The 14,384-nt window shown below is 65.5% G+C and carries 15 protein-coding genes and 1 other RNA gene; 12 read left to right on the plus strand and 4 right to left on the minus strand.

What is annotated here, in order from left to right:
• Nucleotides 1-49 precede the first annotated feature (49 nt).
• The 5 genes from zapE to R6258_RS17155 all read left to right on the plus strand — a co-directional run bounded on the left by zapE (nt 50) and on the right by R6258_RS17155 (nt 3,608).
• Entirely contained in the window at nt 50-1,237 is a 1,188-nt protein-coding gene (gene zapE, locus R6258_RS17135) for a cell division protein ZapE (protein ID WP_318452917.1), read from the plus strand.
• 147 nt (nt 1,238-1,384) lie between these two features.
• On the plus strand, nt 1,385-1,813 hold the full coding sequence (rplM, locus tag R6258_RS17140; RefSeq protein ID WP_136066995.1) for a 50S ribosomal protein L13: 429 nt from the start codon (nt 1,385-1,387) through the stop codon (nt 1,811-1,813).
• Nucleotides 1,814-1,826: 13 nt separating this feature from the next.
• Nucleotides 1,827-2,216, plus strand: a complete 390-nt coding sequence (rpsI, locus tag R6258_RS17145) for a 30S ribosomal protein S9 (protein WP_031383144.1) — start codon at nt 1,827-1,829, stop codon at nt 2,214-2,216.
• Nucleotides 2,217-2,420: 204 nt separating this feature from the next.
• Nucleotides 2,421-3,047, plus strand: coding sequence for a stringent starvation protein SspA (gene sspA, locus R6258_RS17150; RefSeq protein WP_318452918.1), 627 nt, complete (start codon nt 2,421-2,423; stop codon nt 3,045-3,047).
• A gap of 60 nt (nt 3,048-3,107) precedes the next feature.
• A complete protein-coding gene (locus R6258_RS17155; protein ID WP_318452919.1) occupies nt 3,108-3,608 on the plus strand; it encodes a ClpXP protease specificity-enhancing factor in 501 nt (166 codons plus the stop codon).
• 90 nt (nt 3,609-3,698) lie between these two features.
• On the opposite strand, the gene R6258_RS17160 is transcribed toward R6258_RS17155, so the two are convergent.
• From R6258_RS17160 to R6258_RS17175, 4 genes are read right to left on the minus strand one after another with little or no spacing between them, the layout of a single operon-like run.
• Complete coding sequence (locus tag R6258_RS17160) at nt 3,699-4,274, minus strand: BON domain-containing protein (protein ID WP_318452920.1); 576 nt, start codon at nt 4,272-4,274, stop codon at nt 3,699-3,701.
• A 5-nt stretch (nt 4,275-4,279) separates the two neighbouring features.
• Nucleotides 4,280-4,873, minus strand: coding sequence for a phosphoheptose isomerase (locus R6258_RS17165; RefSeq protein WP_318452921.1), 594 nt, complete (start codon nt 4,871-4,873; stop codon nt 4,280-4,282).
• Nucleotides 4,874-4,895: 22 nt separating this feature from the next.
• Nucleotides 4,896-5,270 carry a YraN family protein gene (locus tag R6258_RS17170; protein ID WP_318452922.1) on the minus strand — a complete coding sequence of 125 codons (375 nt, stop codon included), beginning with the start codon at nt 5,268-5,270 and terminating at the stop codon, nt 4,896-4,898.
• Complete coding sequence (locus R6258_RS17175; RefSeq protein WP_318452923.1) at nt 5,251-7,065, minus strand: penicillin-binding protein activator; 1,815 nt, start codon at nt 7,063-7,065, stop codon at nt 5,251-5,253. The genes R6258_RS17170 and R6258_RS17175 overlap by 20 nt, the downstream gene beginning before the upstream one ends.
• A 136-nt stretch (nt 7,066-7,201) precedes the next feature.
• On the opposite strand from R6258_RS17175, the gene rsmI reads away from it, so the two are divergent.
• The 7 genes from rsmI to R6258_RS17210 all read left to right on the plus strand — a co-directional run bounded on the left by rsmI (nt 7,202) and on the right by R6258_RS17210 (nt 14,381).
• Nucleotides 7,202-8,056: a 16S rRNA (cytidine(1402)-2'-O)-methyltransferase gene (gene rsmI, locus R6258_RS17180; RefSeq protein WP_318452924.1), complete on the plus strand. Its 855-nt coding sequence runs from the start codon at nt 7,202-7,204 to the stop codon at nt 8,054-8,056.
• A 35-nt stretch (nt 8,057-8,091) separates the two neighbouring features.
• An RNA gene (gene rnpB / locus R6258_RS17185) (RNase P RNA component class A) lies at nt 8,092-8,449 on the plus strand.
• Nucleotides 8,450-8,481: 32 nt separating this feature from the next.
• The gene (gene rsmH, locus R6258_RS17190; protein WP_318452925.1) at nt 8,482-9,432 is read left to right on the plus strand and encodes a 16S rRNA (cytosine(1402)-N(4))-methyltransferase RsmH; all 951 of its coding nucleotides are present in this window, start codon (nt 8,482-8,484) and stop codon (nt 9,430-9,432) included.
• An 8-nt stretch (nt 9,433-9,440) separates the two neighbouring features.
• On the plus strand, nt 9,441-9,764 hold the full coding sequence (gene ftsL, locus R6258_RS17195; RefSeq protein WP_318452926.1) for a cell division protein FtsL: 324 nt from the start codon (nt 9,441-9,443) through the stop codon (nt 9,762-9,764).
• Nucleotides 9,761-11,476, plus strand: coding sequence for a peptidoglycan D,D-transpeptidase FtsI family protein (locus tag R6258_RS17200; RefSeq protein ID WP_318452927.1), 1,716 nt, complete (start codon nt 9,761-9,763; stop codon nt 11,474-11,476). Before ftsL ends, R6258_RS17200 begins: the two co-directional genes overlap by 4 nt.
• Nucleotides 11,476-13,017, plus strand: coding sequence for a UDP-N-acetylmuramoyl-L-alanyl-D-glutamate--2,6-diaminopimelate ligase (locus R6258_RS17205; protein ID WP_318452957.1), 1,542 nt, complete (start codon nt 11,476-11,478; stop codon nt 13,015-13,017). The genes R6258_RS17200 and R6258_RS17205 overlap by 1 nt, the downstream gene beginning before the upstream one ends.
• Nucleotides 13,014-14,381, plus strand: a complete 1,368-nt coding sequence (locus tag R6258_RS17210) for a UDP-N-acetylmuramoyl-tripeptide--D-alanyl-D-alanine ligase (protein WP_318452928.1) — start codon at nt 13,014-13,016, stop codon at nt 14,379-14,381. The genes R6258_RS17205 and R6258_RS17210 overlap by 4 nt, the downstream gene beginning before the upstream one ends.
• The last annotated feature ends 3 nt before the right edge of the window (nt 14,382-14,384 follow it).

Consider the following 14,384-nt stretch of genomic DNA (forward strand, 5'->3'; position numbering starts at 1 on the left):
GCGTATAATGAACGATTTATCGATTGCAGCCGGGAGAACCCTGACGCTCATGTGCGCGACAACCCCTACCTCTACGAGCGCCAGCACCGGCGCCGCGCTTGCGCCGATGGCCCGTTATCGGACCGATCTGGAGCGTGCGGGCTTCGAGTACGACACCGCCCAGGAGCGTGCGGTCGAGCATCTTCAGCGCCTCTACGACGAGTTGATCAATACCCCGCGCCGTTCGCTGGCGCCGATCGGCGCCGACAGTGGACTCAAGTCGCGGATGGCCAAGCTGTTCGGCAGGCGCGATGACACGCCCGAGGTGGCGCCGATACCCGATGTCACCGGGCTGTATTTCTGGGGGGGCGTCGGTCGTGGCAAGACCTATCTGGTGGATACCTTCTACGAGTCGCTGCCGTTTCCGGACAAGATGCGCACGCATTTCCATCGCTTCATGCAGCGGGTGCACAACGAACTCGAGCACTACAAGGGCGAGAAGAACCCGCTGACGCTAATCGCCGGCAAGTTCGCCAGCGAGGCCCGGGTGATCTGCTTCGACGAGTTCTTCGTCAAGGACATCACCGACGCAATGATGCTGGCCAACCTGCTCGAGGCGCTGTTCGCCAAAGGAGTGGTACTGGTGGCGACATCCAACATCGTCCCCGACGAGCTCTACAAGGATGGTCTGCAGCGGGCGCGCTTCATCCCGGCGATCGAACTGATCAAGCGGCATTGCGAAATCGTCAATGTCGATTCGGGGGTCGATTACCGCCTGCGTGCCCTCGAGCACGTCGATCTCTTTCATACGCCGCTCGACAGTGAAGCCGACGAACGGCTCCAACGCAGCTTTCGTGAGCTCGCCGGAGGCGAGGGCGAGCGCGAGGTGCCGGTCGAGATCAACCGTCGCGTGCTGACGGCGCGCCGCCTGCACGAAGAGGTGGTGTGGTTCGATTTCGCGATGCTCTGCGATGGGCCGCGCAGTCAGAACGACTACATCGAGCTGGCCCGCGAGTTCCATAGCGTGCTGGTCACCAACGTTCCCCAATTGGGGCGGGCCAGCGACGACCAGGCGCGGCGCTTCATCAACATGGTCGACGAGTTCTACGACCGGGGCGTCAAGCTGCTGATGTCGGCGGCGGTACCGATCGAGTCGCTGTATCCCGAAGGATCGCTGACCTTCGAATTCGAGCGCACGCTCTCGCGGCTGCAGGAGATGCAGTCCCGTGAGTACCTGGCATTGCCGCACAAACCGTGATAATGCCCTTAACCTGAGCGATCGGCTCATGTACAATGCGCGCTCGCTCAACCGTTGTCAGCGGCCTGGCCGGCTGACAACCAAGAAAAATAGGGATGGTCGAACGCTACGGCGCGAGACCCAATACATCAATTGGTGATTCAATCCATGAAGACGTTCAGTGCTAAGCCGCAGTCCGTCACGCGCGACTGGTATGTCGTCGATGCCGCGGACAAGACGCTCGGCCGCCTGGCCACCGAGATCGCTCGTCGCTTGCGTGGCAAGCACAAGCCCGAATACACGCCGCACGTCGACACCGGCGATTACATCGTCGTCGTCAACGCGGAGAAGGTTCGCGTGACCGGCAACAAGGCTCAAGCGAAAAACTACTACCGTCACACTGGTTATCCGGGTGGCCTGCGCTCGCTGTCCTTCGAGCAGATGATCGACCACGCTCCCGAGCGGGTCATCGAAGCGGCCGTCAAGGGCATGCTGCCCAAGGGCCCGCTGGGTCGTGCCATGTACACCAAGCTCAAGGTCTACGCCGGCACCCAGCATCCGCATGCCGCGCAGCAGCCGCAAGAACTGAACATCTAAGGGACCATTCGCCATGTCACAGCAGTACTATGGTACCGGGCGCCGCAAGACTTCCACGGCCCGCGTATTCCTCAAGCCGGGCACCGGCAAGATCACCGTCAACAATCGCGAACTCGGCGAATACTTCGGCCGCGTCACCGCGCAGATGGTGGTTCGTCAGCCGTTCGAGCTGACCCAGACCGGCGAGCAGTTCGACGCCTACATCACCGTTGCCGGTGGTGGCGGCTCAGCCCAAGCGGGCGCCATTCGTCACGGCATCACCCGGGCATTGCTCTCGTACAACGAAGAGTTCCGCAAGCCGCTGCGCGAAGCAGGCTACGTGACTCGCGATGCACGTGAAGTCGAGCGTAAGAAAGTGGGTCTGCGCAAGGCGCGTCGTCGCCCGCAGTTCTCCAAGCGCTGATTCCTCACGCGTTGCCAAGAAGCGCCCAGGCCGTTCGGCCTGGGCGTTTTTGTTTATCAGGATAGGAACGAGCTCCGGTAGGATGACGCCGCCGGGGTGCATGGCCTGGGCAAATGGGAAAAGGCTGGGCTTGTCGATGGCGGGCTCTCGCTACCGGCATGTCGTGTTATCATTCGGGTTCGAACTGATGCGAGGAAGTGTTACATGGGTGTAGTGGCCAAGCGGTCGTCGATGACCTTCTATTCCGGCAGCGATGATCATTACAGCCATCGCGTACGTATCGTGCTGGCGGAGAAAGGGGTCGCCGTGGACGTTATCGAAGTCGGCGACGAAAACCGCCCCGATGAACTGGCGGACCTCAACCCTTACAACAGCGTGCCGACGCTCCTGGATCGCGACTTGGTACTCTATGAATCCAAGGTGATGATGGAGTATCTCGACGAGCGGTTTCCGCATCCGCCGCTCCTGCCGGTGTATCCGGTGGCGCGCGCCCAGAGCCGCCTGTGGATGCATCGCATCGAGCGGGAGTGGTGCCCGTTGGTCGAGGAGATCCTCTCGGGCAGCAAGAAGGACGCGGAGCGCGCCCGCAAGGAGTTGCGCGAGAGCCTGGTGGGCATTTCGCCGATCTTCGAGGACATGACCTTCTTCATGAGCGAGGAGTTCTCGTTGGTCGATTGCTGCCTCGCGCCGCTGTTGTGGCGGCTGCCCGCACTCAACATCGAGTTGCCGGAAAGGCAGGTCAAGCCACTGATCGGTTACATGGAACGCCTGTTTGCACGTGACGCGTTCAAGGCCTCGCTGACGGAAACCGAGCGCGAGATGCGCACCTGAATTCACCCGGTGTGGTCGCCTGTCTGGCGGCCACATCCCTTTTCATCGAGGGGTATGCGCATGTTGTCCAGCCGTCCCTATCTAGCCCGGGCGCTCTACGAATGGTTGTTGGATAACGACCACACGCCCTACATCGTCGTCGACGCCGAAGGCGCCGGCGTCCAGGTTCCCGAGCAATTCGTCCAGAACGGGCAGATCGTCCTCAACATCGCGCCCGGCGCGGTCCGCGAATTGCACATGGCCAACGACGCGGTCACTTTCAACGCGCGTTTTGGCGGCCATCCGATGCAAGTGATCGTGCCCAGCGAGTCGCTGATCGCCATCTATGCCCGCGAGAACGGCGTCGGTATGGTGTTCGGCCATGAGCCGGTGATGCCGGGGCATGACGCGCAGGCGGCGGGAAGCGCTGCGCAGGACGATGAGCAACGCCCGAATCTCGAAAGCGTCGACGGCAAGTCCGATGCGGCCGAAGGCGAACAATCGCCGGAGGATGGCGAGAGTCAGGTGCAGAACAAGGCACAGAAGAAAAAGGGTCGGCCGTCGTTGCGCGTCATTAAGTAACGGCTCGGGCGTGACGAGACATGAAAAAGGGGTGGCCAATGGCCACCCCTTTTTCGTCGACAGGGTCGATCGCCCGCTGCTTCGAGCGTGTCAGTCGACGTACTCGAAGATCTTGACGATGCGCTGGACGCCATCGATACCCGAAACCACGTTGATTACACGCTGGGCCTCGTCGCGCGTCACCATCCCCATCAGATACAGGGTGGCATTCTCGGCGATCACCTCGAGGTGGCGGGTGTCGATATCCTCGTTGGCTGCCAACTGGGTCTGGGCGCTGGTTTCAAGCCAGTTATCCTTCATGCGCTGACCCAGTGGCAAGTTGGCCGCCACCGTCAGTTCGTTATGCACCTGGCGAACCTGGCGGGTGTCATGAGCGATCTGGCCTGCCAGCTCCTTGAGTTCCTGGCTGGGCACCTGACCGAACAGCAGGACGACACCGTTGTAACTGTTGATGCCGACCCGAGCATCTTCGAGGCGTGCATCGGTGTTCGCCATGGTGTCCTGGATCTTCGACTCGATGGTCTCGTCCTCGACCTTCATGCCCGCCGTGCGGGTACTGTAATCCTCTCCCTGAGGGGGCGGCGTCGCCACGCTATTGATGGCCGAGCAGCCGCCGAGGGCAACGAACATGGCCAGCAGGGCCGGGGTAAGTATGCGTCTTTTCATTTTGGTCACTCGCTACTGCCGAAAAGTTGTTCATCGATCAGATCGCACAGACAGTGGATGGCCAGCAGGTGGACCTCCTGTATCCGTGCGGTTGAGGTGGCGGGCACGCGGATCTCGCAATCGTCCTGGCCAAGCAGTGACGCCATGTCGCCACCGTCACGGCCGGTCAGCGCGACGACCGCCATATCACGATCGTGGGCGGCCTGGATCGCCTGCACCACATTGGCCGAATTGCCGCTGGTCGAGATCGCCAGGAGGATATCGCCGGGCTGCCCCAGGGCGCGAATCTGCTTCGAGAAGACCTCGTTATAGCTGTAATCGTTGGCGATCGAGGTCAGCGTCGACGTGTCGGTGGTCAACGCGACCGCGGGGAGACTGGGGCGCTCGCGCTCGAATCGATTGAGCAGTTCCGAGGAAAAATGCTGGCTATCCCCGGCGCTACCCCCGTTGCCGCAGGCGAGAATCTTGCCTTCGTTGACCAGGCACTGAACCATCATCTGACTGGCGACCTCGATGAACGGAGGCAGTACCTCGCTGGCATAGGTCTTGGTGTCGATGCTGGCGTTGAAGTGGTCGAGAATGCGTGCTTGGAAGTCCATGTTATCCAACGTTCGGTAGCGGTCAAAACGCGTCGAAGGCGGCGCGCACCCAGGTGTACTCCAGTTGCGGCGGAGTGCCGGTGACACCGACCACATCGAAGCGGCAGGGACATGATAGCCCGTTGCGCTGGAGATAAAAACGCGCAGCCATGATCACCCGGCGCTGCTTGCTGGCGGTCACCGTTTCCAGCGGGTGGCCATGGCGGGCATCGGCGCGATGACGCACCTCGACGAATACCAGCGTATCGCCCTCCTGCATGACCAGGTCGAGTTCGCCGCCTTTGGCGTGCTGGTTGCGATGGCGTGGCTGCAGGCCGCGTTCCTGCAACCACGCCTCAGCGGCGAGTTCGATGCGCGCGCCGCGGGCGCGGGCGTCGTTAGGGCGCGGGCTGGGCATCGCCGCCTGCTGTCTCGCTGACCCCGCCCGCCGGTTCGGTGGGTTCGAGCACGGCCCGCTGAGTGCCGCGCAACGGCGGTTGCGGAACGCCGGCCTTGAACTGCGCCCAGGGCAGCACGCGCTCGAGCCGGCGGTCTGCGCCGGCATGCAGCGCGCCGGTGGCCCCGAAGTACTCGGTATTGGGGGCGACCCTGAGCAATGGCAGGCGACGCGCCAGCTCAAAGGCATCGACACCCATCGCCTGGAGCTTGAGCAGCGCCGGGTCGGTGGTGTCATGCAGGGCCTGATAACTGTCGTAGTAGGGCAGCGCCTCGACCCCGCCGACAGCCGCCTCGGGGATCAGCCAGGGTATCTCGACGAACTGAACGCCGTTCAGGTCATGGTCGAGACGCGGCTGGGGCTCGCCCTCGTAAAGATGCGACGTGGCGTAGATCGGCAGGTCGCCGGCATTGAAATAATCGAGTGTCGGCGGTACCTGGCGAGCGAAGGGCGGCAGCGCGAGCAGGAACAGCATGTCCAATTGGCGGTTGGCCAGCGGACGCACCGCCTTGGAGGCCGAGCCCTCCGGGTCGTAATCGATCTGTGCCGCGAGCGTGCCGCCCTGGGACTGCCAGGCCTGGCGAAAGCTCTCGGCGACGCGTTGGCCCCAGGCATTGTCCGGTACCAGCATGCCGGCCCGCTGGTGGCCGTCGAGTGCCGCGCGATGGGCCGCTTGGCGGGCCTCGTCTTCGGCGGAAAGGCCGTATTGGAAAAGGTCATCGGCGCGGTTGCTGGGCGAGGTGCCGTAATTGAGGGCCAGGGTCGGCAATGGCACGCTGGGGCGTTGCTCGAGCTCCGTCACCGTATCCTTGCTCAGCGGGCCGAGTACCACCTGAGCACCGGCCAGGGTCGCCTGCGCATAAAGAGTCTCGATACTGGCACCGCTGGTGTCGTAGAAGGTCAGTTGCGGGGTCTGCTCGCCCTGGTCGAGCGCATTCATGTGGCGCGTCTCGATCCCCTTGCGTAGCGCCGCAGCGACATTCTCCAACGGACCGCTTTCGGGCAGAAAGACGGCGATTCGGCGCACATCCTGGCCACGCAGCTCGCGCAGGGCTTGCAGGTCGGCAGGTAGCCGGCGGGCGGCGGGATGATTGGGGTTCTGAGCGCGCCAGTCGTCGAGCATGGCGAACAGCCGGGCGATATCGCTGCCGTAACGACGCTGCAATCGGAGCAGATCGACCCAGCCGCGGGCGAGCTGGCTCTGCTGAGCGACTGCCTGGAGACTCGGGCCGCGTAGCCGTGTCAGCTGTCGCCAGATGTCGTCGTTGAGATCGAAGGGCGCCTGCGCTGCCTGAAGTGCGATCAAGGTGCTCGCCGCGGCCTGGGGGTCGCCCACCATGCCCTGGGCCAGGCCACGACGGTGGCGCAGCGTGAATTCGGCGTCGCGCGACAGGGGAACATTGCCGTTGAGCAACTCGGTAGCCTTCATGACGCTGCGGCCATCCTGCTGCTCGAGACCCAATTGCGAAAGCAACAAGGCCCACTGCACGCGGGCTTCGCTGGGCAGGGCGGCGGCATCGATGCCGACAGCCACCTGCAGTGCCTGCGCGGTGTCGCCGCGGCGTGCTAGGATATCGGCGGCCTGCAGGCGAGTCTGGGCGGCCTGTGCGCCGCTCTGCTGCTCGGCCTGGCTCAGCAGCTCACCGGGTGCCTGTTGTCCGCGGATGCCTTCCATCGGCGAACGTTGGCTGGCGCAACCGGACATCACCAGGGCAACGAGACCGACACCGCACAGGCGTCGCAGCGATTTGTCCATACGTTTCCATTCCTTGTTTCTGGCGGAGTCCGGCCATGGTCGGTTGAGCACCGGCGCCGCTTGTCTCAAGTCGCTTGCTTGTAGGACGCCATCCAGGCTGGCGGCCGTTTTGATCTTGACGTCCGGGTAACGATACATGACCGAGTCTAACAGTGGCACATTGTACGTGGTGGCCACGCCGATTGGTAATCTCGATGACCTTGGCCTGCGGGCGCAGCGCACCCTGGCGGATGTGGCGCTGATCGCCGCCGAGGATACGCGGCATACGGCGCGGCTGCTCAACCATCTGGGCATCGAGCGGCCCATGGTGTCGCTGCACGAGCACAACGAGGCGCAGCGCGTCGACCAGCTCGTCGCCCGGCTGGAGGCCGGCGAGGACGTGGCGCTGGTCAGCGATGCCGGCACCCCGTTGATCGCCGATCCCGGCTTCGTGCTGGTGCGCGCCTTGCGCGAGCGCGGCCACCGGGTGGTGCCGATTCCCGGGCCTTGTGCGCTGATCGCGGCGCTGTCGGCGGCGGGCCTGCCCACCGATCGTTTCCTGTTCGCCGGCTTCCTGCCGGCCAAGGGCGGGCCGCGCCGGGCACGCATCGGCGAACTCGCCGAACGTGCTGAAACCTGGCTGTTCTATGAATCGCCGCATCGTATCCATGCCACCTTGACGGACATGCGGGCGCTGCTCGGTGAGCGGCGCATCGTGATCGCGCGTGAGCTGACCAAGACCTTCGAGACCTATCTGGACGGGAGCGCGGCGACGCTGCTCGAACGGCTCGACAGCGATCCCAACCAGGCGCGCGGCGAGTTCGTGGTGATGGTCGCCGGGGCGCCGCCGGCGGAGACCGAGGGCGCCTGGGTCGAGGGGGAGGCATTGCTGCGTACGCTGCTGGCCGAGGGGGTCGGCGTCAAGCAGGCCGCGGCGGTGGCGGCCGGGTTGCTGGGAGGTCGCAAGAAGGCCTGGTATGCCCAAGCGATGTCGCTGCAGGCCGACGGTTGAGGGGGTGGCGCCGCGCTGCTATTCTTGCGCGCTTGGGAGTGGGCCAGACAGTCGCCGCCGGGGCTCATCGAGCCTCGGGGGAGGAAAGTCCGGGCTCCATAGGGCAGGGTGCCAGGTAACCCCTGGGCGGCGTGAGCCGACGGAAAGTGCAGCAGAGAGTAGACCGCCTAAGCAGCGCAAGCTGCCGGCAAGGGTGAAAGGGTGCGGTAAGAGCGCACCGCGCGCCTGGCAACAGTGCGTGGCATGGTAAACCCCACCCGGAGCAAGACCGAATAGGCCCCCGACGCTGTGGCCCGCAGTGGGGGCGGGTAGGTTGCTTGAGCTCAGTGGTGACGCTGAGCCTAGATGAATGGCTGTCCTCGACAGAACCCGGCTTACCGGCCGACTCCCAATCCTAATTTCCCGTCACCGTCGTCGAGTCCTGCATGTCGCAACGCGCCACGTCTTCGCCCGCCTATCAGCATGCCAGCGTTCTACTCGATGGCGCGGTCGATCTGCTGATCAACGATCCCCATGCGTGCTATCTCGACGGTACCTTCGGCCGCGGCGGCCATTCGCGGGCGATTCTCGAGCGGCTGTCCGCCGATGGCCGGCTGCTGGCGATCGACCGCGATCCCGACGCCCTGGCGGCGGCGCGTGAAATCGACGACCCGCGGTTCTCGATCCATGCCGACACCTTCAGTCGACTGGCGGAAGTGGCCCGCGCCCAGGGCGTTCACGGGCAACTGGCCGGCATCCTGCTGGATGTCGGAGTGTCTTCACCGCAGCTCGACGATCCCGAGCGGGGCTTCAGCTTCCTGCGCGATGGGCCGCTGGACATGCGTATGGACCCGACCCGTGGCGAAAGCGCCGCCAGCTGGCTTGCACGCAGCAGCGAGAGCGAGATCGCCCGGGTCTTCAAGGTCTACGGCGAGGAGCGTTTTGCCAAGCGCCTGGCACGGGCGGTGATCGAGCGGCGCCGCGAAACGCCGATCACGCGCACCGTGGAGCTGGCCGAGCTGCTCAAGGCCGCGCATCCCGCCTGGGAGAAGGGCAAGCATCCGGCGACCCGGGCCTTCCAGGCGCTGCGCATCCACCTCAATGCCGAACTCGATGAACTCGATGCCGCACTCGAGGCTGCACTCGATGCGCTCGCACCCGGTGGCCACCTGGTGGTGATCAGCTTCCACTCACTGGAGGATCGGCGGGTCAAACGCTTCATTCGCGATCAGGCGCGCGGCGATACGCACTTGCCGCGCGGCATGCCGATTCGTGATGATCAACTGCAACGCCGGCTCGAACCATTGGGCAAGGCCCGCCGGCCCGGCAGCCTTGAAGTCGAGGGAAATCCCCGTGCGCGCAGCGCGGTGATGCGGGCCGCGCGGAAAATCGCCTGAGGAGACGCATGGCACAGGGTCGCTCGAATACCTCGCCTTCCGTATGGGCACGGCTTGTTAAGCCCAGTTGGCGCTATTTCTTGATCGCCGGGTTGGTGGGCCTGGTCCTGGCCAGTGCGCTGGCGGTGATCGCCAGCGCGCACCTGACGCGCGTGCAGTACGCCCGGTTGCAGCATCTGGAAGCCGAGCAGAGTGAGATGCAGACCATCTGGGGACGGCTGTTGCTCGAGGAGAGCACCTGGTCGGCGCCATCGCGTATCGAACGCCTGGCGGCCGAGCGGCTGGAGATGCGTGTGCCGACCCTCGAGCAGATCGAGATCATTCAGCCATGAGTCAGCGCTCCGGTAACCCCAACAACCCGACCCGGGCCGAGGTCGCCCCGCTGGGTAGCGGTCGTTTCCGCTTCATGCTGGTGGTGCTGGTAGTCGCCATGCTGGTGCTGATCGGGCGGATCGTCGACCTGCATGTGCTCGATCGGATGTTTCTACAGGGCCAGGGCGATGCCCGCACCCTTCGGGTCGAGACCATCGACGCCCACCGCGGCATGATCAGCGATCGCCACGGCGATCCACTGGCGATATCGACGCCGGTGGTGACGCTGTGGGCCAACCCCCAGGAGCTGCCGAGCGACGATATCCAGCGCATGATGCTGGCGCGTGCCCTGGGCATCGAGCTCGACGACCTCAACGCGCGCATCGAGCGCTATGCCGATCATGAATTCATGTATCTGCGCCGTCGCATGACCCCGACCGAGGCGCAGAAGATCACCGACCTGCACGTGCCCGGCGTCTACGTTCAGCATGAATACAAGCGCTACTACCCATCCGGCGAGGTCACCGCACAGCTGGTCGGCGTGACCAATGTCGACGATCGCGGCCAGGAGGGGCTCGAACTGGCCTATAACGGCTACCTGACCGGCACGCCCGGCAAGCGTCGCGTGCTCAAGGACCGCAAGGGGCGTCTGGTTCGTGACCTGCACCTGATCAAGGAGGCCAAGCCGGGCGGCGAGCTGACCCTGGCGATCGATCTGCGCCTGCAGTACATGGCCTATCGCGAGCTCAAGGCCGCCGTCGACGAACACAACGCCGACGGCGGCACCGTGGTGATGATGGATGCACGGACCGGTGAGATCCTGGCGATGGTCAACGCACCGTCCTACAACCCCAACAACCGGGCTGACCTCGATATCGAGGGACTGCGTAACCAGGCGGTCACCGATGCCTTCGAACCGGGTTCGGTGATGAAGCCGCTGGCGATGTCGGCGGCCCTGGAAAGCGATCAGTTCTCGCCGGACACGGTCATCGATACCTCGCCGGGTTATATGCGCGTCGACGAATACACGATCAACGACTTTCGCAACTACGGCAAGCTGGACATGGGCGGCATCCTGCTGCACTCATCGAACGTCGGCATGTCGCGGGTCGCGCTGCGGTTGCCCGAGGACGCTATCTGGCAGCGTTATCACGAACTGGGGCTGGGACAGGCGCCGGAGACCGGCTTCCCGGGCGAGGCCACCGGCAGCCTGCCGACGCCCTACAACTGGTCCGACAGCAAGCGCGCGACGATGGCCTATGGCTACGGGGTGGCGGTTTCCGCGTTGCAACTGGCCAGCGCCTACACGGCGATCGCCAATCAGGGGCGGCAACTATCTCCATCGCTGCTCAAGCTCAATGGTCAGGAGCCGAAGGGCAAGCCGGTGATCGAGCCGCAGGTCGCTAGCAACCTGCTGGGCATGATGGAAAAAATCGTCCAGCCCGGGGCCGGCGGCGCGCGAGGCATGGTTCCCGGCTATCGTGTCGCCGGCAAGACCGGCACCGTACGCAAGGTCGGCAGCACCGGCTACCAGACGACTGCCTATCGTTCCCTGTTCGCGGGCATCGCCCCGGTCTCCGACCCGCGTATCGTCACGGTGGTGATGATCGATAACGCCAAGGGTCAGGAGTATTACGGCGGCCTGGTCGCGGCGCCGGTGTTCAGCCGGGTGGTGGGCAAGGCGCTGCGCCTGCTCGACGTTTTGCCCGACAAGAAGGAGGCCCTCGAGTGATCATCACCACGCAGACACGGCTCGCCCGGGCGTTGAGTGCGCTATGGCCCGACATCGAGGCATTGCCCGGACTGACCTACGCCGATGCGCCGCTGGCGCTGTGCCTCGATAGCCGGGCCATCGCCGACTGCCCGCATGCGGCCGTTTTTATCGCTGTGCCCGGCGTGAACGCCGACGGTCGCCGGTTCATCGGCCAGGCCCAGAGGGCGGGCGCCGTCTGGACGCTGGCCGATGCCGACCAGGCCGAGAAGGGCGGCGAGGCCGAGCGCGTCTTCTGGCTGCCGGCGTTGGCCGAGCGGCTCGGCGAACTCGGCCGGCTGCTGTTCGCCGTGCCCGCATCGCTGACGCTGATCGGGGTGACCGGCACCAATGGCAAGAGTTCGGTGACGCATTATATCGCCGCCCTGTCCGAGGCGCTGGGCCGCCCCGCCGGGGTCGTCGGCACGTTGGGCTGGGGACGCCCCGGTGAGCTCGCCGACAGCGGCCAGACGACCCCCGGCGCGCTGGAGTTGCAGGCCGCGCTCGGGCAGATGGCCGAGCGCGGCGTCGAGCGTGTCGCGATCGAGGCCTCGTCGCATGCCCTGACGCAGCAGCGCCTCAACGGCTGTCGTCTCGCCGCTGCCGTGTACACCAACCTGAGCCGCGATCATCTCGATTATCACGGCAGCATGGCGGCCTATGCCGCCGCCAAGGCGCGCCTCTTTCAACGCCCGGAGCTGCAGCTGGCGGTGGTCAACGGCGACGACCCGTTGACCCGGCTGATGCTGGCGGGGCTTTCGCCCGAGGTCCGGGTGCTGGCGAGCGGCACGCAGGAAGCCACCACCTTGCGGGTGCTCGACTGGCTGCCCCACGCGACCGGCCAACGTGCACTGATCGCCACGCCGGACGGCGAACGTGCGCTCGAGCTCGGCCTGATGGGGCGCTTCAATCTCGACAACGTGCTGCTGGCAATGGCCACGCTGATGGGGCTGGGCGAGGATCTCGATGCGCTGTGCGCGGCGGCCGAGCGTCTCGCGCCGGTACCCGGTCGCATGCAGTGCCTGAGCCGCCCCGGCGCGCCGAGCGTGATCGTCGATTATGCGCATACCCCGGATGCGCTGCGTCACGCGCTCGAAGCGCTGCGCGCGCATCTGCCCGGGCGCGACGGCGGCGACAGCGATCATGCCGGTCGGCTGTGGTGCGTGTTCGGTTGCGGCGGCGATCGCGACAGCGGCAAGCGCGCGCTGATGGGTGCGGCCGTCGAGGCCAACGCCGATCGCTGGGTAATCACCGATGACAACCCGCGCAGCGAGGACCCAGGACGCATCCGTGAGCAGGTCCTTGCCGGGCTGAGCGAGCCTGCCCGCGAGTCGGCCTGGTGTATCGCCGGGCGCGAGCGGGCGATCGCGCGGGCCATCGAGGCCGCGGGCCCCGACGACGTGATCCTGATCGCCGGTAAGGGCCACGAAACGTATCAGGAGATCCAGGGTCAGCGGCTGGCGTTTTCCGACTGCGCCTGCGCCGAGTCGGCCCTGGCCCGCTGGCGGGAGGATGCGTCATGAGCGGATGCGGCCTACAGACGCTCGCCGCCGTCGCCACAGCGCTGGGCTGCGAGGCACCCGAGACGCCTGCACGGGTGGCGTCGATCACCACCGATACCCGGCAATTGCAGCCTGGCGATCTGTTCGTTGCGCTGTGCGGCGAACGCTTCGATGGCCACGCCTATCTGGCCCGGGCGCGCGAGGCGGGGGCAGTCGCCGCGGTGGTTTCACGGCCCGTCGATGACCCGTTGGCGCAGCTGGTCGTCGCCGATACGCGGCTGGCGCTGGGCGTGCTGGGACAGGCGCGCCGCCAGGCCTGGGGCGGGCCGCTGGCGGCGATCACCGGCAATAGCGGCAAGACCACCGTCAAGGCGCTGCTCGCAGCGATTCTCGAGCGACGCGGCAGCACGCTGGCGACGCGCGGCAACCTGAACAACGATATCGGAGCGCCGCTGACGCTGTTGCGACTCGAGCCCGGCCACCGTCAGGCGGTGGTCGAGCTGGGCGCCAATCATCTGGGGGAAATCGCCTGGACCTCGATGCTCGCGCGCCCCCAGGTGGCGGTGATCACCAACGTCACCGGGGCGCATGTCGGTGAATTCGGCGGCATGGGACGCATCGCCCAGGCCAAGGCCGAGATTCTCGCCGGGCTGAGTGGCGATGGCACGGCGGTGCTCAACCGCGACGACAAGTTCTTTTCCTTCTGGCGCGCGCTGGTCGCCGAGGCGCGGATCATCGATTTCGGGCTCACGGAAAGCGCGCTTGTCAACGCTCGCGACCTAGTCTGCGATCGCTGGGGACGCTATGCTTTCACGCTCGTTTTCGAGGGCCGGGCGCTGGGGAGCGTGCAGCTCCAACTGATGGGCTTGCACAACGTGCGCAACGCGCTGGCTGCCAGTGCCGCTGCGCTGGCGCTTGGCGCCGCCGAAGCCGATGTTCTGGCGGGTTTGCAGACCGTCGCGGCGACCCCCGGCAGGCTGATGATGAGCGAAGGCATCCGCGATTGCCGCCTGCTCGACGATACCTATAACGCCAACCCCGGCGCCGTGAAGGCGGCTCTCGATACGCTGGCGACCTTGCCAGCGCCGCGCTGGTGTTTCCTGGGGGCGATCGGCGAACTCGGCGCAGATTCGGCGGCGTGGCATGCCGAAGTCGGCCATTACGCACGGGCCCAGGGGATCGACTTTCTCGGCACGCTGGGCGCCGAAGCCGAGCCGGCGGCTCGGGCCTTCGGTGCCGAAGGCTGCCATTTCGCGAACTGGGAGGCGCTGATGCGCTATGCCCATGAGCATCTGCCGGTCGGCGCCAGTGTGCTGATCAAGGGCTCGCGCAGTGCCGGCATGGAACGACTCGTCGCCGAACTGCGCGCCGACACATCAAGGTGATCA

Origin of the sequence: Halomonas sp. HP20-15 (assembly GCF_033446685.1) — a bacterium.
Classification (GTDB): domain Bacteria; phylum Pseudomonadota; class Gammaproteobacteria; order Pseudomonadales; family Halomonadaceae; genus Modicisalibacter.

What these genes read in the sequence shown, in the direction of transcription:
- zapE (WP_318452917.1), top strand. Translation starts at nt 50, where the DNA reads ATGTGCGCGACAACCCCTACCTCTACGAGCGCCAGCACCGGCGCCGCG.
- rplM (WP_136066995.1), top strand. Translation starts at nt 1,385, where the DNA reads ATGAAGACGTTCAGTGCTAAGCCGCAGTCCGTCACGCGCGACTGGTAT.
- rpsI (WP_031383144.1), top strand. Translation starts at nt 1,827, where the DNA reads ATGTCACAGCAGTACTATGGTACCGGGCGCCGCAAGACTTCCACGGCC.
- sspA (WP_318452918.1), top strand. Translation starts at nt 2,421, where the DNA reads ATGGGTGTAGTGGCCAAGCGGTCGTCGATGACCTTCTATTCCGGCAGC.
- R6258_RS17155 (WP_318452919.1), top strand. Translation starts at nt 3,108, where the DNA reads ATGTTGTCCAGCCGTCCCTATCTAGCCCGGGCGCTCTACGAATGGTTG.
- R6258_RS17160 (WP_318452920.1), bottom strand. Translation starts at nt 4,274, where the DNA reads ATGAAAAGACGCATACTTACCCCGGCCCTGCTGGCCATGTTCGTTGCC.
- R6258_RS17165 (WP_318452921.1), bottom strand. Translation starts at nt 4,873, where the DNA reads ATGGACTTCCAAGCACGCATTCTCGACCACTTCAACGCCAGCATCGAC.
- R6258_RS17170 (WP_318452922.1), bottom strand. Translation starts at nt 5,270, where the DNA reads ATGCCCAGCCCGCGCCCTAACGACGCCCGCGCCCGCGGCGCGCGCATC.
- R6258_RS17175 (WP_318452923.1), bottom strand. Translation starts at nt 7,065, where the DNA reads ATGGACAAATCGCTGCGACGCCTGTGCGGTGTCGGTCTCGTTGCCCTG.
- rsmI (WP_318452924.1), top strand. Translation starts at nt 7,202, where the DNA reads ATGACCGAGTCTAACAGTGGCACATTGTACGTGGTGGCCACGCCGATT.
- rsmH (WP_318452925.1), top strand. Translation starts at nt 8,482, where the DNA reads ATGTCGCAACGCGCCACGTCTTCGCCCGCCTATCAGCATGCCAGCGTT.
- ftsL (WP_318452926.1), top strand. Translation starts at nt 9,441, where the DNA reads ATGGCACAGGGTCGCTCGAATACCTCGCCTTCCGTATGGGCACGGCTT.
- R6258_RS17200 (WP_318452927.1), top strand. Translation starts at nt 9,761, where the DNA reads ATGAGTCAGCGCTCCGGTAACCCCAACAACCCGACCCGGGCCGAGGTC.
- R6258_RS17210 (WP_318452928.1), top strand. Translation starts at nt 13,014, where the DNA reads ATGAGCGGATGCGGCCTACAGACGCTCGCCGCCGTCGCCACAGCGCTG.